We start from the raw sequence: 16,728 nt of genomic DNA, 5'->3' as shown, positions 1-16,728 counted from the left end.
TTTCTGCCGCTTTTTCGCGTCGCCGTGCTGGACGCGGGATTAGAATAAGATAGCGTGTCGGCACTTGTTTCCGGGGGCTGTCCGTGCTGCGTTTCTTAATCTTCATTCTGTGTCCGGTCGTGCTGGCGGCATGTGTTGACCGGAATGTATCCGAAACGCTTCCATCAGCATTGGAAATCGGAACTCCCGAAACGGTTTTTGCGGCTACGACGCGTGCGCGCGAGCCCGATGGCGCGTATGGATTCCGCCGCGCAGAACGCCTGCAATTTCTGGAAACCACCGTGTCGATACCACCGGGACGTTCACCGGGAAGCCTTAAATTCTCATACGCAAACCCTGACCCGAGAAAGCAGTTCGTGCTGGCAGAGATAAATCAGCTAAGCGGGCCGCAACAGTTGAAGGACAGGCTGAGTGGGGCCGACGAAGTTACGATTTTTGTGCATGGCTATAACTCCACTCAGACAGAGACATTGTTCCGGGCCGCTCAGCTGTCGCATGATATCGGTTTACCCGGTCAGATCCTTGTCTATTCATGGCCCAGCCGCGCGACGGGCTATGGTTATGCCTATGATCTGGACAGCATGTTGTTTGCCCGTGATGGGCTGGAAGAAACCATTCGGCTTCTCAAGTCGATGGGTATCAGGCGGGTGGCCCTTGTGGCGCATTCAATGGGTGGCGCGCTGGCTATGGAGATGATACGGCAAACCGAACTGAAACAGCCGGGCTGGGCAAAGCGAAATCTGGAAGGCCTTATTCTGATCTCGCCCGATCTGGATGTGGATGTTTTTCGGTCGCAGATGAACAGTATTAAAAATCCTCCTGATCCTTTTGTCCTGATGGTGTCCAAGAAAGACAAGGTCCTGAACGTCTCCGGCCGCCTGAGGGGAACCGCAGATGGCGAAAGGTTGGGCAATATCGGATCGGCCGAGAAGCTGTCTGAATATCCGATAGAAATCGTGGATACGACCGCCTTCAACGGCGATGCGGAATCTTCCCATTTTGTGGCCGCCACGTCGCCAGCGCTGTTGACAATCCTTCGCTCTGTGCGCCGGGTCAGCGAAACCTTTGGGCGCGAAGACCGGCGCGGGATTGACATCCTCGTACCACCGAACCAGCGCAATCCGGTTGGCGCCACAGAAATCGTGCTGACTGAAACCGGTCAGGCCCAGGTAAGCAATCCGTGACGCGGGTTTCCCTGCACCGGTTTCTTGTGGACAACGCGACTTGGCTTGCGACCGGCGTTTTGCTGACATTTTTGTCCAGCTTCGGGCAAACCTTTTTCATCTCGGTCTTTGCTGGTGAAATCCGCTCTGAATTTGGCCTCAGCCACGGCGCATGGGGCGGGCTGTACACGTTGGGCACGACCCTGTCTGCAATCGTGATGATCTGGGCCGGAGGGTTGACGGATATCTTCCGCGTACGGGTTTTGGGCCCAATGGTGCTGGCGGGGCTTGCATTGGCCGCCATTGCAATGGCGCTGAACACCTGGCTGCTGCTGTTGCCATTGGTGATCTTTCTGCTGCGACTATTTGGGCAGGGGATGAGCACGCATCTTGCCGTGGTCGCAATGGCGCGCTGGTTCACGGGTACGCGGGGCAAAGCGCTTTCCATCGCGTCCACCGGCTATGCGCTTGGCGAGGCGTTGCTGCCGCTGATCTTTGTTGGTGCCATGGTCTATCTGGACTGGCGTTGGCTGTGGGTTGCCGCGGCGGGCATCACGGCGCTGGGTATTCCGATCCTGATGCGGCTGCTGCGCGAGGAGAGAACCCCGCAAAGCCTTGCCAACGCGTTTTCAGCATCGGGAATGCAGGGAAAACACTGGACCCGCCGGGACGCTCTGTTCCATCCTCTTTTCTGGTTCATGGTGCCATCAGTGCTTGGGCCATCCGCATTCATCACCGCATTTTTCTTCCATCAGGTTTATCTGGCTGATGTGAAGGGGTGGCAGCATATCCAACTGGTGGCCCTGTTCCCGATCTTTACCGGAATATCTCTGTTTTCCATGTTTGTCGCAGGATGGGCGCTGGATAAATGGGGAACCGCCCGGATCATGCCCTACTACCAGCTTCCGATCGCACTTGGGTTCGTCATTCTGGGCATGACAAACTCGATCAGCGGCGCAACCCTAGGGCTGGTCTTCCTGGCTTTGACCGTTGGGGCAAACAGCACATTGCCCAGCGCATTCTGGGCCGAATTCTACGGAACCCGACATATCGGTGCGATCAAGGCGATGGCCGCGGCTGTCATGGTTCTTGGATCAGCCATAGGCCCCGGCCTGACTGGCGTCCTGATTGACCTTGGCATTTCGCTGAATACGCAGTTCATCTGGATTGGCGTATTCTTCGTGCTGGTATGCGTTCTGGTCCAAACCGGCATTTCCCGCTCCCGGCGGGATCTTTAGCGCATTCGCCTGAGATAGACGTAATAGGCGCCGTCGCCGCCATGGCTGATATGCGCGGGTGTGATCTGCATCACCGCCTGCGCCAACGGCGGTATGGACAGCCAATGCGGCACCTGATTGCGCAGAACGCCGCGCGGGGTGGGGATCGGGCCAGGTTCGTCGCGGTCCTTGCCTTTGCCAGTTACCACCAGAACCAGTCGCTTACCTTGTGCCTGTGCGTTCAGGATAAAACGGATCAACGCAGGATGGGCCGTATCAACCCGCATACCGTGAAGGTCCAGCTTGCCTTCGGGCTTAAGCTTACCGCGCTTCATCCGGCCAAAAGCCTTGATATCCATCTGAACAGGCGCGGCGCGCAGCGCATCCGTCACCGATGGCTTCAGATCGTTTGGATTTGGTTTCGGCTGAAGCTTCTGACCAAGCTCAAACACCTCAAACCGGGGTTTTGGTGTTTTTCTGGGTCTGGGTTTCGGCAGTGTGGTCGGATGGACGGTCTGCGGACTGTCCGGATGCAGCCGCTCGGCCTGTTTGGTGACCTTGCGCCAAAGCTCGATCTCATCGGTTGTCAGTTTGCGCCGGGTCATCAGAATTCATCCGGCAACAGGGCATAGGCGCGTTGAATGGGCAGCAACAGAACCATCCGACCCGGATCTTTCAGTTTGCCCGCAGCCTGCCCGGCCTCTTCACCGGTTCCGAAAAAGATGTCGGCCCGTTGCGCACCTTTGATCGCCGCGCCTGTGTCCTGCGCAATCATAAGCCGTCGCAACGGTTTTTCACCGTCCTTTTCCACCCAAACAGGTGCGCCCAATGGTGTATAGGCGGGGTCCGCCGCAATCGAGCGCATCGTCGTGATCGACCGGTTCATTGCCCCCAAAGGTCCAAATTCAGGAGCAACGCGTGAGACTTCGCGAAAGAAAACGTATGACGGGTTGTGAAGCAGCAACTCGGCACCGGCCTCGGGGTTCTTGCGCACCCAGGCGCGGATCATCTGGGCGCTGACCTCATGCGCACCCAGAACCCCACGTCGCACCAGTTCAACACCGATCGACCGATAGGGGTGACCATTCGCGCCACCATATCCAACCCGCAGCGTACCGCCATCCGACAATTGAATACGGCCCGAGCCCTGAATTTGCAGAAAGAACAGCTCGACAGGGTCGTCGACCCAGGCGATCTCTAGCCCGCGGCCCTGCATCACATCACCGGTGAGGATGTCACGACGGCTCAGCCATGGTCCTTCGGCACGGGCTTCGGGCGGCATCTTGTAGATCGGGTATTTGAAACGATCTGTCCGGGTGCGCGCGCCGTCAAGCTCGGGTTCAAAATAGCCGGTAAACAGGCCTTCTTTGTCATCTTCGACCAGAACAGGGCGGAAGAATAACTCGAAAAAGGCGCGGGCGGCATCCGGTTCATATGTTCTGGCCACACCACACAAGGCGCGCCAATCCGGATCATCCAGATCACCGCACGTGTTCAGAAAAACGGAAAGGGCCGCGCCGTGATCATCTTCGGCCCAGCCCTGCAGATCGTCAAACGACAGTATGGATCGCGTTGCCTCGGCTTCGGCAGCGCTGGCGGTGGTCATTGCACCCACCAGTAAAAGCGACCGAAGCGTTGCAATCATGCGTCCGTGGCGACAAGCAGCCAGTTCGGATCGTCCTTGCCCATGACGCGAGCAAAGGTCCAGCTGTCTTTCTGGCGCTTCACGGAATTCGGGTTGCCTTCGACGATATCGCCTCCGCGATCCCGAACGACCGAGGTCAGCTCCCCCACGAACTTCATTGTGATTTCGGCCTGGTTCGTATCCTTGTCGAATTTCACATCCGTCAGGGTGGTTTCCCGTACGCCGATGAATTCAGCCTCGATGGTTAGGCCCTGATCTTCGCGCGCTGCCACGACCGAAACGAAAGTCTCGAACACTTCTTCCGACAGGAAAGGCTGGATTTCATCCAGATTACCCCTTTCAAACCCCATCACAATCATCTCATACGCACCGCGCGCACCCTGAACGAACTCACTGACCGAAAAACCGGGCTCGACCCGTTTCATCGCAGCCAGTGTTTGCGCCTGTTCGCTGTCTTCGGCGACATGGTCGGTAATGTCATGATCCGGGCCGCCATCGATCACCTCGAAACCGCGGCGCGATTTATGGGCTTCAGGCTGTTGCTGCACAGGCGGTTTTTCAAATCCTTCACGCGTGCCCAATACGCTTTTGAGGCGCAGGATCAGGAAAATGGCAATTCCGGCCAGGACCAGGAGCTGGATCATAGGGTTGTCGCTCATTTCATTCTCTTTTCAACGCCGCGACTTTGTATACACGGCCTCATGCCACTATGTAGGTGACAGTGAGTGGCAAGTCCACAGCCCGGCCTAAGGGAAAGGATAACGCAAATGTATCTGTTCTTGGCATTTTTGTTGGTGCCCATAATCGAAATCGCGCTGTTTATTCAGATTGGTGGTTTGATTGGGTTGTGGCCGACACTTGCCATCGTAGTGCTGACCGCGGTTCTGGGCACGGTTTTGGTGCGGACACAAGGTCGCATGGCGCTTGGACAGCTGCAACGGTCCTTTGCCGAACTGGACGATCCGACCGAACCGCTGGCCCATGGGGCAATGATCCTGTTGTCGGGTGCTTTGTTGCTGACACCGGGCTTTTTCACTGATGCCGTTGGTTTTGCGTTGTTAGTTCCCGGTGTCCGCATCGCCGTGTTCCGCTATCTGAAATCCAAGGTTACCGTGACCCAGTTCCAGATGGGGCCGGGCCCCGGATATCAAACCCGGGGGAACCCGTTCGATCAGGGCGATATCATCGATGGGGAATTCACCGAAGTTCGGCCAAAAAAAGACCCCTCGAAGCCTTCGAAATGGGTGGAAGGCCCCCACCAGCATTGAGGTGCCGCGCCCAACTTGCTAAGCAGTGGCGAATTTCATTTTTGGAGTAGATCCATGGCCGAAGAAAACGCTGCAGAAAACACTGCGGCCCAAGCCGCCCCGCAGGTTCAGATGCGTGTTCTGGGGCAGTTCATCCGCGATATGTCCTTTGAAAACGTGATGGCGCAAAAAGGCGTTTCCGGAGACGTACAACCCGAAATCGCCGTTCAGGTGAACCTGGACGCCAAGAAGCGCGCGGCGGACCATCAGTTCGAAGTTTCGATCAAGCTGAACCTGACATCCAAAGCCAAAGGCATGGATGACATTCTGTTCCTGTGCGAACTGGACTATTGCGGCATGTTCCACGTGGAAGGTGTGCCAGAAGATCAGCTGCACCCGTTCCTGATGATCGAATGCCCGCGCATGTTGTTCCCGTTCCTGCGCCGCATCGTCAGCGACATCACCCGCGATGGCGGCTTCCCGCCGGTCAACCTGGACAATATCGATTTCGTTGCGCTCTATCGCAATGAATTGATGCGCCGTCAGGCCGAACAGGCCCAAAAAGCCGACGCGTAAGTTTTTACCCGCGCCTGTCCGGATCAGGCGCGGGTCCACAAGGCGTTCTCGCCCAGTTTTTTCACGAAAGCTTCATGTGCAGCGCGCTCATCCTCGGTGATCCGGGATGGCAATGGTGTGCTGCGCGGTGCAGCTCGCCAATCATCGCTGCCTCCGTCCGCAGAAGATGCGGATGTCGACAGACCAAAATCAGGCTGCCGTCCACCGATCAATTCCAGATAAACCTCGGCCAGAATTTCCGAGTCGAGCAACGCGCCGTGCAGCACACGGTTCGAGTTGTCGATATTGAAGCGGCGGCACAGCGCATCCAGTGACGCTGGCGAACCGGGGAACCGTTTGCGGGCAATTGCCAGTGTATCCAACGCCTGCTCCATCGGGATAAGCGGGGCACCCATCCATTTCAGCTCGGCGTTCAGGAACTTCATGTCGAATGAGGCGTTGTGGATCACCAACCGCGCATCGCCAACAAATTCGCGAAACCCGTGGCCAACCTTTGCAAAGACCGGCTTGTCTTTCAGTGTCACTTCGCCCTTTTCTGGCGGGCGCGGGGTTTCCAGCAGATCGGGACCAATACCATGCACGCCAAACGCCTCTTCCGGCATCGAGCGTTCGGGGTTGATATAGACGTGAAAGGTTTCACCGGTGGCAACGTGGTTCCACAGCTCAACGGCGCCGATTTCCACGATCCGATCCCCGCTTTCGGGATCAAACCCGGTGGTTTCGGTATCCAGTACAATCTCACGCATGTGCCATCCCCGCCCGTATCTGCCTGACTACATCCTGCACCTGCGCGCGGGCGTGGTCCAGAGTATCGGTCACGATCACAAAATCCGACCGTGCGCATTTTTCATCGTTCGGCATCTGCTTGGCGCGGATTTGCTCGAACTGCGCCTCGGTCATTGTTCCGCGTTCCATCACGCGCCGTTTTTGGTCTTCGGCCGGGATAGAAACACAGGCCACGGCATCCATTGCTGCATCCCCGCCCGTTTCAAACAAAAGTGGAATATCGAACACCAAAATGTCGCTTGTTGCGCTTTCGCGAAATTCTGCGCGGTCAGCAGCGACAAGTGGATGCACAATCGCCTCAATCGTTTTCAACGTGGCCGGGTCATCTGCGATAATCCGTTTCAACGCGTCTCGGCTAACCACCCCATCACGTATCGCATCGGGAAAGGCTGCCCGCATTGGTTCAACCGCTGCTCCACCAATGGCATACAGCCGATGCACCGCCGCATCCGCATCCCACAATGCGCACCCTTCTTCAACGAACATCTGCGCTGTGGTGCTTTTCCCCATACCGATTGAGCCTGTCAGGCCAAGCGCAAAACTCATGCCAGGGCCGCCGCGCGCGTATCTGCGTCTACCTCGGGGCGGACACCAAACCAGCGTTCAAATCCGGGAACGGCCTGATGCAGCAACATCCCCAGACCATCGACTGTGGTGCATCCGGCCTCCTCGGCAGTTTGCAGCAGGCGGGTTTTCAACGGGGCATAAACCAGGTCCGTTACCACGGCACCGGGCTGCAACCCATCCAACGGCACGCGAAGCTCTGGCTGGCCCTGCATCCCCAATGAAGTTGTGTTGACCACCAATTCAGCATTTTCAATGACATTCCCCGCCTGAACCCAATCGATAACTCGAATGCGTTGGCCGAATTCTTCCTTCAGATGATCCGCGCGGGCGCGTGTCCGGTTGGTCAACAGGATTTCCGGCACACCGGCATCAGACAAAGCCTGCAATACGGCACGGGCAGCGCCCCCGGCACCAAACACAACCGCCGGGCCATCTTTCGCATTCCAGTCAGGTGCGCCACTGCGCAGGTTTTCCATAAACCCGTACCCGTCGGTGTTATCTGCGTGGATCGAACCATCAGTTCGGAACACCAGCGTATTTGCAGCACCAATCACGGTTGCGCGGTCAGAAACATGATCTGCGAACTTCAACGCGGCTTCTTTATGCGGAACGGTCACGTTGGCCCCGACAAAGCCCGCTTTGGGCAGGGTTCGCAGCACAGTCTCCAAATCAGCAGAGGCGACGTCCATCGGGATATAATGCCCGGCAAGCCCATAGGTCTTTAACCAATGGCCGTGCAGCTTGGGTGAGCGCGAATGCCCGATGGGATGCCCAATCACTCCGGCCAAAGGAACCCGGTTGTCTGTCATTGCTCGATCACCCCTTTGACAGCCAGAAAGTTGAGAAGCTCTAACAGGGGCATACCCAAAACGTTAAAATAGTCGCCGTCAATGGTGGCGAACAGGCGGACGCCTTCTTCTTCCAGCTTGTAGGCTCCGACGGCGTGGCGAATGCTGTCCCAGTTCCGCACAACATAGTCCTTCAGATAGGCATCAGAACTGGCCCGCATCCGCAAACGCACCTGCCCTACATGCCGCCAGATCGGTTCACCATCCTGATAGATCACAGCTGCTGACAAAAGCATGTGCAGCTTGCCGCGCATGGCTTTCAGTTGGGCCAGCGCCTGATCCGGGGTTTCGGGCTTTGACAGCAGCTGCCCTTCGAAATCCAGCACCTGATCACACCCGATCACCATGGCACCGGGGTTCTTGTCACTGACCTTACGCGCTTTAATCTCGGCCAGCGTATCGGCAATATCGCGTGGTGAGGCATTTTCCGCCAACAACGCCCGTTTGACCGCCTCCTCATCCACGCGCGCCGTTTGAACTGCAAACTGCACACCTGCGTTCTTGAGCAATTGCGCGCGAATAACAGATCCCGAAGCCAGAAGAATGGGGACAGACATGTGGAAAACCCCGTGTGCAAATCGATAAGAGTTCTGGGGTGTTTTGTATGGTTTTCCGGTTGACACGCAACCCCGGGAATTTTGTGGCAAAGATCCCCGAGTCGCTCAAATCTCATCCTGTCAGGACAAGGATAACTCCAACTCTTGGGATAACAGATGTATCCAGTGATACCCATCGGTTTATCCACAGATCAGATTTACCTGATCCATCTTAAATTAATGATTTATAACAATTTTTCTTACTATCAACAGAATCACTGGCGATCTCAGGTATTCTGTCCCCCTGGGGAAAACGCTAGGGTAAAAAAGTAATCCACGGATTTCTGGCACCCTACAAAACCATCATCCTTTTTCTTTTCTTATTTTTTTATTAGGGAGGGTTCCGAACAACGTTCGGAGCCGGCATGACAGACCTTCTTTTCACGATCTACCCGTGGGTGAAGTCATTACATATCATGGCCGTGATCTCATGGATGGCGGGCTTGTTCTATTTGCCCAGACTGTTTGTCTATCACGTCGAAAAAGCGCAGGCTGTAGAGGGAGCGCAAGACATCTTCTTTGAAATGGAAGACAAGTTGCTGCGGGTGATCATGCGCCCCGCGATGGTTGTAACCTGGGTATGCGGGCTGATCATGGTGTTCACACCGGGGATCGTCGGATGGGATTTTGCATGGCCCTGGGTAAAAGGCGCGGGCGTGATCGCGATGACCTGGTTCCACCATTGGCTTATGGCCCGAAGGAAGGATTTCGTGGCAGGCCAGAATAAGCTCACTGGGCGGCAGTATCGCATGATGAACGAGGTTCCGACCATTCTGATGATAGCCATCGTTCTGGCGGTCATTCTGAAGTTCTGAACGCCTGTTTGACTCCGAACGGCGCTGCGCTTATGTAGATCACAACACGCCCGTCCGGGCGGCGTATTTTCCGTACTGAAATTCCACTTCAAGCCGCGTTCTCAGCGGTGAAGGTATGTATCATGTCCAATGAATCCCTGAATCTGGCCGACCTGAAAGCCAAAAGCCCCAAAGACCTTCTGGCAATGGCCGAAGAGCTGGAGATCGAAAACGCCTCGACCATGCGTAAGGGCGAGATGATGTTCCAGATTCTGCGCGAACGTGCCGATGATGGCTGGACCGTCGGCGGTGATGGCGTACTGGAAGTACTACAAGACGGGTTCGGCTTTCTGCGCTCGCCCGAAGCGAACTATCTGCCGGGTCCCGATGATATTTATGTCTCGCCCGATATGATCCGTCTGCACTCATTGCGGACCGGGGACACGGTTGAGGGTGAGATCAAGGCGCCGGACGAGAATGAGCGTTATTTCGCACTGACCAAAGTCACCATGATCAACTTTGAAGATCCCGAAAAGGCCAAGCACAAGATTCTGTTCGACAACCTGACGCCTCTGTACCCGGATGAGCGTCTGAAGATGGAAATCGAAGACCCCACCATCAAGGACAAGTCGGCGCGTGTGATCGATCTGGTTGCGCCTATCGGTAAAGGTCAGCGTTCACTGATCGTGGCACCGCCGCGGACCGGTAAAACCGTGATCCTGCAGAACATCGCGCATTCGATCGAACAGAACCATCCGGAGTGTTACCTGATCGTCCTGCTGATCGACGAACGCCCGGAAGAAGTGACCGACATGCAGCGCTCGGTTAAGGGTGAAGTTGTGTCGTCTACCTTCGATGAGCCCGCGACGCGTCACGTGGCCGTGTCGGAGATGGTCATCGAAAAAGCCAAGCGTTTGGTCGAACATAAACGAGATGTTGTTATTCTTCTCGACTCGATCACAAGACTTGGTAGGGCCTTTAACACAGTGGTCCCGTCCTCGGGTAAAGTTCTGACCGGTGGTGTGGACGCAAACGCTCTGCAACGGCCCAAGCGATTCTTCGGTGCGGCGCGGAACATTGAAGAAGGTGGTTCGCTGACCATCATCGCTACCGCACTGATCGATACCGGCAGCCGGATGGACGAGGTAATCTTCGAAGAATTCAAAGGTACTGGTAACTCGGAAATCGTTCTGGACCGTAAGATTGCAGACAAACGCGTGTTCCCGGCGATCGACATCCTCAAATCGGGAACTCGGAAAGAGGACCTGCTGGTCGAAAAGGGCGATCTGGCCAAGACCTTTGTTCTGCGCCGTATCCTCAATCCGATGGGCACCACCGACGCAATCGAGTTCCTGTTGTCGAAGTTGAAACAGACGAAGACAAATGGTGAGTTCTTCGATTCGATGAACGCCTGACACAGGTCTTAGACCCCAGCGAGGCCTTCGAATGGATACGATATTCGCCTTGGCCAGCGCGCAAGGCAAAGCAGGGGTGGCGGTCATTCGCCTCTCTGGCCCCGAAGCGCATTCCGCAGCCGCATGTCTGAGCGGCGCGGAACTGCCCAAACGTGGAATGGTCTTGCGCACTCTGCGGGACCAAGATGGATCACGACTGGATGATGGTCTGGTTCTGACCTTTCAGGCACCGGCAAGTTTCACCGGTGAAGACGTGGCAGAACTTCAGATCCACGGCAGCACGGCCTCGGTCAATGCGGTTCTGCGCTGTTTGTCGAACACCGATGGGCTGCGACTGGCGGACCCGGGTGAGTTCACACGCCGGGCCCTTGAAAATGGCAAGATGGATCTGACACAGGTCGAAGGCCTGGCAGATCTAATTGACGCGGAAACCGAGGCGCAGCGTAAGCAGGCCCAGACCATTCTGGCTGGTGAGCTTGGCACGCTGGCCGAGCGGTGGCGGCGCGATTTGATCCGCGCGGCATCGTTGCTGGAAGCTGTCATAGATTTCGCTGATGAAGACGTTCCCACCGACGTCACACCGGAAGTCCGCAGTTTGACAAGCGGAGTTCTGGAAGATCTTCGTCGAGAAGCTGATGGGGTGAGGATCGCCGAGCGTATTCGTACCGGATTTGAAGTGGCTATTGTCGGTCTTCCCAATGCAGGAAAATCAACACTGCTGAACGCGCTTGCGGGGCGCGAGGCTGCGATTACCTCGGAATACGCAGGCACAACCCGGGACGTGATCGAGGTTCGAATGGATTTGGCGGGCTTGCCCGTGACATTACTGGATACGGCCGGGTTGCGGGATACTGAAGATCACGTCGAAAATCTTGGGATCGAGCTGGCTCGAAAACGGGCAGATTCGGCGGACCTGCGTGTTTTTCTGGCCGAAGCACCCGAAGATCTGGGTGTGGCCATGCAGGATGGCGATATCCATGTTCTGCCTAAAGCAGACCTGAGGGAAGGTACGACTGAGGGTGTTTCGGGAAAGACAGGGCAGGGGATTGATGCGCTTGTCGACCAGATTTCGTGGGTATTAAGCGATAGAACCACTACACATGGTATAGCCACGCGTGAGCGCCATCGTGCTGCGATGAACAAGGCATCGGATTCACTTGCTGCTGCGATCACGGTTCTGGAATCAGGCCCGGACTTGTATGATATCGCTGCGGAAGAGTTAAGAACCGCCATACGGGCACTTGAATCTCTGGTTGGCAGAATAGATGTCGAAACACTGTTGGATGAAATCTTCTCCAGCTTTTGTTTGGGAAAATAAGGATTGTTTCACGTGAAACATTCAAACTTTGATGTCATTGTGGTTGGGGCCGGTCATGCCGGTACGGAGGCTGCGCACGCCGCTGCTAGGATGGGTGCGAGAACCGCTTTGGTGACTTTATCCGCGACCGATATCGGTGTCATGTCCTGCAACCCGGCCATCGGCGGGTTGGGGAAGGGACATCTGGTACGAGAGATTGACGCGCTAGATGGTGTAATGGGCCGTGTCGCTGACCAGGCTGGTATCCAGTTCCGACTGCTGAACCGGCGAAAAGGTCCGGCTGTTCAGGGTCCCAGAACGCAGGCAGATCGCGCCTTGTATCGGGCGGCGATGCAAAACGAAATCAGCAATCAGGAAAACCTGTCCGTTATCGTTGGGGAGGTTGTAGACTTTCTGATGGACGGACACCGTGTCGCCGGTGTCGTGCTCGGAGATGGGTCGGGAATTCACGCCAAAGCCGTTGTTCTGACCTCCGGAACCTTCCTGCGCGGCGTCATCCATATCGGCGACGTGTCACGGGCTGGTGGGCGAATGGGAGATCGCCCGTCAATAAAACTAGCCGAGAGGTTGGATAGCTATAACCTTCCGCTGGGACGCTTGAAAACCGGCACACCGCCGCGTCTGGATGGGCGCACGATCGACTGGTCGGGTTTGGAAAAACAGAACGGGGATGAGGATCCGACCTTGTTTTCTTTCCTGTCAACATCGGTTGTCGCGCCTCAGATCTCCTGCGGTATTACACATACCAATGCAAAGACGCATGAAATCATCGAAGCAAACCTCTCAAAATCGGCGATGTATGGCGGCCATATCGATGGCATAGGTCCAAGATACTGCCCTTCGATCGAAGACAAGATTGTGCGCTTTGCAGATAAGGACTCGCATCAGGTTTTCCTTGAGCCCGAAGGCGTAAATGACCACACGATTTATCCCAACGGTATTTCAACGTCACTACCTCAGGACGTGCAATTGGAATATGTTCGGTCGATCAAAGGGCTTGAAAAAGCGGATATTCTGCAACCGGGCTATGCGATTGAATATGATTATGTGGACCCACGTGTCTTAACTGCGTCCTTGTCATTACCCGACGTTCCGGGACTATATCTGGCAGGGCAGATCAACGGGACCACAGGATATGAGGAGGCAGCGGCACAAGGGATGGTTGCTGGTCTCAACGCGGCGCTGGACGTTCAGGGCCGCGAACCGGTCTTTTTCACAAGATCAGACAGCTATATTGGCGTGATGATAGACGACCTGACGACTCGTGGTGTGGCAGAGCCCTATCGAATGTTTACCTCTAGGGCTGAATTCCGTCTGTCTTTGCGCGCAGACAATGCCGATCAACGGTTGACGCCGATTGGGTTGGAACTTGGCTGCGTCGGAGAGAAGCGTCAGGCGCATTTTGAAAAGAAAATGAGCCAGCTTGATGCGGCGAAATCCAAGCTGACCGCACGCACATACACACCAAAGGAAGTTCTTTCAGCCGGGATCAACGTCAACCAGGATGGAAACCGCCGAGATGGAATGGCGATTCTGGCATTTCCGGATACATCCTTCGAGGACTTGATCCCTCTGATACCTGATCTACAAGATGTAGACTTGGCGATCCGGCTTCAAATCGAACGCGACGCGCTTTACGCAAACTATATCGATCGGCAAAAGCGCGATGTTGAGGCCATGAAGCGGGATGAATCCTATGTTATCCCACGTGAGTTTGACTATTTTGGCTTGGACGGGCTGTCTTCTGAGGTGAAGCAAAAACTGTCGCAGGCCAAGCCATCAAACATAGCGCAAGCAAGCCGTGTCGAAGGCGTTACTCCTGCTGCGCTGACCCTTGTCCTGGCGAAATTGCGCCGGGATCAACGAGCACGCCAGGCATGACGGTCGATTATTCCAAGTTTGATGGCTTGAATGTTTCACGTGAAACATTTGAGCGTCTGAAAATCTATGTTGATCTGGTGAACCGCTGGAACCCCAGGATAAATCTTGTTTCACGCAATAGTCTGGAATTCATCTGGGACCGACATATTCTGGATTCTGTCCAGGTTTTTCGATGCGCTGAAACGTTTGATACCTGGGTGGACCTTGGCAGTGGCGGCGGGTTCCCCGGAATGGTGTGCGCCATCATTTCTGCCGAGGAGGTTCCGGCCGCCAGTTTCTCTCTTGTGGAGAGCGACCAGAGAAAATCGGCTTTTCTTCGTAACGTCGCCCGTGAATGTGGCGTGTCGTGTAAAGTGATTACCAAGCGGATCGAGGAGGTTGACCCCCTGGGCGCAAACATCGTTTCGGCGCGTGCGCTGGCGGATCTGCGTACACTGTTATCATTTTGTGACAGGCATTTAGGTGAAAATGGGACCGCGCTGTTGCCCAAAGGTGCAAGCTGGAAAAAAGAGCTGGAAGAGGCGCGTGAGGAATGGAATTTCGATGCTGAGGCCATTACAAGTTTAACTGAACCTCAAGCCGTTATCCTTAAGATCAAAGGAGTATCACGTGGTTGATCTGTCTCGACCGTCCGGACCCCGGATAATAGCGGTTGCCAATCAGAAGGGCGGAGTAGGGAAAACAACCACAGCAATCAACTTGGCGGCAGGGTTAGCCGAAGCTGGTTGCAGGGTATTGGTGGTTGACCTCGATCCACAGGGGAATGCATCCACCGGATTAGGGGTCGAAGATCGGGATTGGACCACTTATGACCTCATCCTGGACGACGCGCCTTTGGAGGCAGTGGTTCAGGAGACGGAGATTGAAAACCTTTTGGTTGTCCCTGCAACGGTTGACCTGAGTTCGGCGGATATCGAGCTGATTTCCAACGAAAAACGCAGCTATTTACTGCACGACGCGCTGCGTCAGACGGCGGTAGATGCGTTTGAACTGGATTTCATCCTGATTGATTGCCCGCCGTCACTGAACCTCTTGACGGTAAATGCGATGGTTGCCGCCCATTCTGTCCTTGTGCCGCTGCAAAGTGAGTTCTTTGCATTGGAGGGTCTTTCGCAATTGATGTTGACGATCCGGGAGGTCCGGCAAACTGCGAATCCAGACCTGAGAATCGAAGGTGTTGTGTTGACCATGTATGACAACCGCAACAACTTGTCCCGTCAGGTCGAAAAGGATGCGCGTGACAATTTGGGCGAGATGGTTTTTAAGACGAAGATACCCAGGAATGTGCGGGTCAGCGAGGCGCCATCCTATGCGCTGCCGGTATTGCAGTATGACTCGGGATCACTTGGTGCGATGGCGTATCGGCATCTGGCCCGTGAGATTATGCATAAGAACAACAAGACCGCAGCATGAGCGGTGGTGAGGAGGCCGACATGAGCACCAGGAAAGCGAAATCCAGAGGGTTGGGCCGGGGATTATCCGCACTCATGGCGGACGTTAATCCAGAGGCGGGTAACCGGGTATCATCTGACGCGCGCAGACCTGACCTTAAAGTTCCGATTGAAAAGCTGAAGGCAAACCCCAATCAGCCGCGACGTACGTTCCAGCCCGAACAACTGGATGAGCTTGCCGCGTCGGTCCGGGAAAAAGGTATTATCCAACCATTGATCGTACGTCCAACAGGGGCCGGAGAATACGAGATTGTCGCTGGTGAACGCCGGTGGCGGGCGGCTCAGATGGCGCAGCTGCACGAGATCCCGGTGATTGTGCGCGAATTCGATGATACCGAGGTACTGGAAGTTGCGATCATCGAAAACATCCAGCGCGCTGATCTGAACGCGGTGGAAGAGGCCGCCGGCTACAGGCAGTTGATGGATCGTTTTGGGCACACGCAGGAAAAGCTTGCCGAGGCATTGGGGAAAAGCCGCAGCCATATTGCGAACCTGTTGCGGCTTTTGTCTCTGCCAATTGACGTGCAAACTCTTGTTATTGAAGGGAAATTGTCGGCTGGTCATGCGCGCGCACTGATTACGGCGGAAAATCCCTCGGAATTGGCAAAGCAGATCGTCAAGGATGGCCTGTCTGTGCGCGCGACCGAGGCGTTGGTCAAGAAACAGCAGCAGGGCGACACTGCACGACCTGCTCCCAGATCCAGGAATCTGGATGCCGGTAAAGATGCTGATACGCGCGCGCTGGAAAAAGACCTGTCCGCTATTTTGGCCATGAAAGTCTCAATCAACCACAAGGCGGGAACGGAATCCGGTCAGGTTGTTCTGACATATGAAAACCTGGATCAGCTTGACGATCTTTGTGCAAAGCTCAGCCGCTAGGGCGTGTCCAGATAAATATAAGGACGCCGCCCAGAACAATGACCTGAAGGATCAGCACGAAGGGCGGAACGGATAAGAGCAAAGACACTCCGAAAACGGCGGCGATCGATAAGGTTGCTGCCTTTTTTGCGGCCGGACGTATTGCACCCGAACTCTGCCAATCCAGTATCATTGGCCCGAAAATCCGGTGCGACAGAAGCCAGTTGTGCAACCGTGAGGAGGATCGCGCAAAGAAAAACGCTGCCAGCAACAAAAATGGAACTGTTGGAAGAAGAGGCAGTACAACCCCAATTGCGGCCATCGCAACGCACAGCAATCCAAGCCCCGCCCAAAGATACTGCATAT

General features: G+C 55.5%; 19 protein-coding genes. 11 read left to right on the top strand and 8 right to left on the bottom strand.

Going from position 1 to position 16,728, the window contains the following annotated elements:
- Positions 1-83: 83 nt before the first annotated feature.
- Both I9182_RS16505 and I9182_RS16500 read left to right on the top strand, forming a co-directional pair.
- Complete coding sequence (locus I9182_RS16505; RefSeq protein ID WP_209599003.1) at positions 84-1,184, top strand: alpha/beta fold hydrolase; 1,101 nt, start codon at positions 84-86, stop codon at positions 1,182-1,184.
- On the top strand, positions 1,181-2,401 hold the full coding sequence (locus tag I9182_RS16500; protein ID WP_209599002.1) for an MFS transporter: 1,221 nt from the start codon (positions 1,181-1,183) through the stop codon (positions 2,399-2,401). The genes I9182_RS16505 and I9182_RS16500 overlap by 4 nt, the downstream gene beginning before the upstream one ends.
- On the opposite strand, the gene I9182_RS16495 is transcribed toward I9182_RS16500, so the two are convergent.
- From I9182_RS16495 to I9182_RS16485, 3 genes are read right to left on the bottom strand one after another with little or no spacing between them, the layout of a single operon-like run.
- The gene (locus I9182_RS16495; RefSeq protein WP_209599001.1) at positions 2,398-2,985 is read right to left on the bottom strand and encodes a Smr/MutS family protein; all 588 of its coding nucleotides are present in this window, start codon (positions 2,983-2,985) and stop codon (positions 2,398-2,400) included. The two genes, I9182_RS16500 and I9182_RS16495, sit on opposite strands and share 4 nt — an antisense overlap.
- The gene (locus I9182_RS16490; protein ID WP_209599000.1) at positions 2,985-4,025 is read right to left on the bottom strand and encodes a murein transglycosylase A; all 1,041 of its coding nucleotides are present in this window, start codon (positions 4,023-4,025) and stop codon (positions 2,985-2,987) included. The genes I9182_RS16495 and I9182_RS16490 overlap by 1 nt, the downstream gene beginning before the upstream one ends.
- On the bottom strand, positions 4,022-4,684 hold the full coding sequence (locus I9182_RS16485; RefSeq protein WP_209506870.1) for a Tim44/TimA family putative adaptor protein: 663 nt from the start codon (positions 4,682-4,684) through the stop codon (positions 4,022-4,024). Before I9182_RS16485 ends, I9182_RS16490 begins: the two co-directional genes overlap by 4 nt.
- A 108-nt stretch (positions 4,685-4,792) precedes the next feature.
- Here I9182_RS16485 and I9182_RS16480 point away from each other — a divergent pair, with 108 nt between their 5' ends.
- Together I9182_RS16480 and secB are read left to right on the top strand one after the other, a co-directional pair.
- Entirely contained in the window at positions 4,793-5,293 is a 501-nt protein-coding gene (locus tag I9182_RS16480; RefSeq protein ID WP_209506871.1) for an FxsA family protein, read from the top strand.
- A gap of 54 nt (positions 5,294-5,347) precedes the next feature.
- Positions 5,348-5,848 carry a protein-export chaperone SecB gene (gene secB / locus I9182_RS16475; RefSeq protein ID WP_209506872.1) on the top strand — a complete coding sequence of 167 codons (501 nt, stop codon included), beginning with the start codon at positions 5,348-5,350 and terminating at the stop codon, positions 5,846-5,848.
- Positions 5,849-5,871: 23 nt separating this feature from the next.
- Here the strand turns inward: secB and dnaQ are convergent, their stop codons facing one another.
- Genes dnaQ through I9182_RS16455 form a run of 4 tightly spaced genes read right to left on the bottom strand, consistent with a single transcriptional unit; the run spans position 5,872 to position 8,606 of the window.
- Complete coding sequence (dnaQ, locus tag I9182_RS16470; protein ID WP_209598999.1) at positions 5,872-6,594, bottom strand: DNA polymerase III subunit epsilon; 723 nt, start codon at positions 6,592-6,594, stop codon at positions 5,872-5,874.
- Positions 6,587-7,180 (bottom strand): dephospho-CoA kinase, encoded by a 594-nt coding sequence (gene coaE / locus I9182_RS16465; protein ID WP_209598998.1) that lies wholly within the window; start codon positions 7,178-7,180, stop codon positions 6,587-6,589. The genes dnaQ and coaE overlap by 8 nt, the downstream gene beginning before the upstream one ends.
- Positions 7,177-8,010 carry a shikimate dehydrogenase gene (locus tag I9182_RS16460; RefSeq protein ID WP_209598997.1) on the bottom strand — a complete coding sequence of 278 codons (834 nt, stop codon included), beginning with the start codon at positions 8,008-8,010 and terminating at the stop codon, positions 7,177-7,179. Before I9182_RS16460 ends, coaE begins: the two co-directional genes overlap by 4 nt.
- Complete coding sequence (locus I9182_RS16455; protein WP_209598996.1) at positions 8,007-8,606, bottom strand: Maf family protein; 600 nt, start codon at positions 8,604-8,606, stop codon at positions 8,007-8,009. Before I9182_RS16455 ends, I9182_RS16460 begins: the two co-directional genes overlap by 4 nt.
- Positions 8,607-9,010: 404 nt before the next feature.
- Here I9182_RS16455 and I9182_RS16450 point away from each other — a divergent pair, with 404 nt between their 5' ends.
- From I9182_RS16450 to I9182_RS16420, 7 genes are all read left to right on the top strand, one after another.
- Positions 9,011-9,460, top strand: coding sequence for a CopD family protein (locus tag I9182_RS16450; protein ID WP_209598995.1), 450 nt, complete (start codon positions 9,011-9,013; stop codon positions 9,458-9,460).
- A gap of 122 nt (positions 9,461-9,582) precedes the next feature.
- On the top strand, positions 9,583-10,854 hold the full coding sequence (gene rho / locus I9182_RS16445; RefSeq protein ID WP_209506878.1) for a transcription termination factor Rho: 1,272 nt from the start codon (positions 9,583-9,585) through the stop codon (positions 10,852-10,854).
- A 31-nt stretch (positions 10,855-10,885) separates the two neighbouring features.
- The gene (gene mnmE / locus I9182_RS16440; protein WP_209598994.1) at positions 10,886-12,172 is read left to right on the top strand and encodes a tRNA uridine-5-carboxymethylaminomethyl(34) synthesis GTPase MnmE; all 1,287 of its coding nucleotides are present in this window, start codon (positions 10,886-10,888) and stop codon (positions 12,170-12,172) included.
- Positions 12,173-12,184: 12 nt separating this feature from the next.
- The gene (mnmG, locus tag I9182_RS16435) at positions 12,185-14,053 is read left to right on the top strand and encodes a tRNA uridine-5-carboxymethylaminomethyl(34) synthesis enzyme MnmG (protein ID WP_209598993.1); all 1,869 of its coding nucleotides are present in this window, start codon (positions 12,185-12,187) and stop codon (positions 14,051-14,053) included.
- Entirely contained in the window at positions 14,050-14,670 is a 621-nt protein-coding gene (gene rsmG / locus I9182_RS16430; protein ID WP_209598992.1) for a 16S rRNA (guanine(527)-N(7))-methyltransferase RsmG, read from the top strand. Before mnmG ends, rsmG begins: the two co-directional genes overlap by 4 nt.
- Entirely contained in the window at positions 14,663-15,466 is an 804-nt protein-coding gene (locus I9182_RS16425; protein WP_209506882.1) for an AAA family ATPase, read from the top strand. Before rsmG ends, I9182_RS16425 begins: the two co-directional genes overlap by 8 nt.
- 20 nt (positions 15,467-15,486) lie before the next feature.
- Entirely contained in the window at positions 15,487-16,383 is an 897-nt protein-coding gene (locus I9182_RS16420; protein ID WP_209506883.1) for a ParB/RepB/Spo0J family partition protein, read from the top strand.
- On the opposite strand, the gene I9182_RS16415 is transcribed toward I9182_RS16420, so the two are convergent.
- Complete coding sequence (locus I9182_RS16415; RefSeq protein ID WP_209506884.1) at positions 16,373-16,726, bottom strand: YbaN family protein; 354 nt, start codon at positions 16,724-16,726, stop codon at positions 16,373-16,375. The genes I9182_RS16420 and I9182_RS16415 overlap by 11 nt on opposite strands.
- Positions 16,727-16,728: the final 2 nt, after the last annotated feature.

The sequence above is a fragment of the Ruegeria sp. HKCCSP351 genome, from assembly GCF_017872535.1.
Lineage (GTDB): Bacteria > Pseudomonadota > Alphaproteobacteria > Rhodobacterales > Rhodobacteraceae > Ruegeria.
Note: the sequence above shows the minus strand (reverse complement) of the source record. Positions and strands in the feature narration are given on the sequence as shown.

Coding starts and splice junctions, on each gene's coding strand:
- I9182_RS16495 (WP_209599001.1), bottom strand. CDS start 2,985: ATGACCCGGCGCAAACTGACAACCGATGAGATCGAGCTTTGGCGCAAG.
- I9182_RS16490 (WP_209599000.1), bottom strand. CDS start 4,025: ATGATTGCAACGCTTCGGTCGCTTTTACTGGTGGGTGCAATGACCACC.
- I9182_RS16485 (WP_209506870.1), bottom strand. CDS start 4,684: ATGAGCGACAACCCTATGATCCAGCTCCTGGTCCTGGCCGGAATTGCC.
- I9182_RS16480 (WP_209506871.1), top strand. CDS start 4,793: ATGTATCTGTTCTTGGCATTTTTGTTGGTGCCCATAATCGAAATCGCG.
- secB (WP_209506872.1), top strand. CDS start 5,348: ATGGCCGAAGAAAACGCTGCAGAAAACACTGCGGCCCAAGCCGCCCCG.
- dnaQ (WP_209598999.1), bottom strand. CDS start 6,594: ATGCGTGAGATTGTACTGGATACCGAAACCACCGGGTTTGATCCCGAA.
- coaE (WP_209598998.1), bottom strand. CDS start 7,180: ATGAGTTTTGCGCTTGGCCTGACAGGCTCAATCGGTATGGGGAAAAGC.
- I9182_RS16460 (WP_209598997.1), bottom strand. CDS start 8,010: ATGACAGACAACCGGGTTCCTTTGGCCGGAGTGATTGGGCATCCCATC.
- I9182_RS16455 (WP_209598996.1), bottom strand. CDS start 8,606: ATGTCTGTCCCCATTCTTCTGGCTTCGGGATCTGTTATTCGCGCGCAA.
- I9182_RS16450 (WP_209598995.1), top strand. CDS start 9,011: ATGACAGACCTTCTTTTCACGATCTACCCGTGGGTGAAGTCATTACAT.
- rho (WP_209506878.1), top strand. CDS start 9,583: ATGTCCAATGAATCCCTGAATCTGGCCGACCTGAAAGCCAAAAGCCCC.
- mnmE (WP_209598994.1), top strand. CDS start 10,886: ATGGATACGATATTCGCCTTGGCCAGCGCGCAAGGCAAAGCAGGGGTG.
- rsmG (WP_209598992.1), top strand. CDS start 14,050: ATGACGGTCGATTATTCCAAGTTTGATGGCTTGAATGTTTCACGTGAA.
- I9182_RS16420 (WP_209506883.1), top strand. CDS start 15,487: ATGAGCACCAGGAAAGCGAAATCCAGAGGGTTGGGCCGGGGATTATCC.
- I9182_RS16415 (WP_209506884.1), bottom strand. CDS start 16,726: ATGCAGTATCTTTGGGCGGGGCTTGGATTGCTGTGCGTTGCGATGGCC.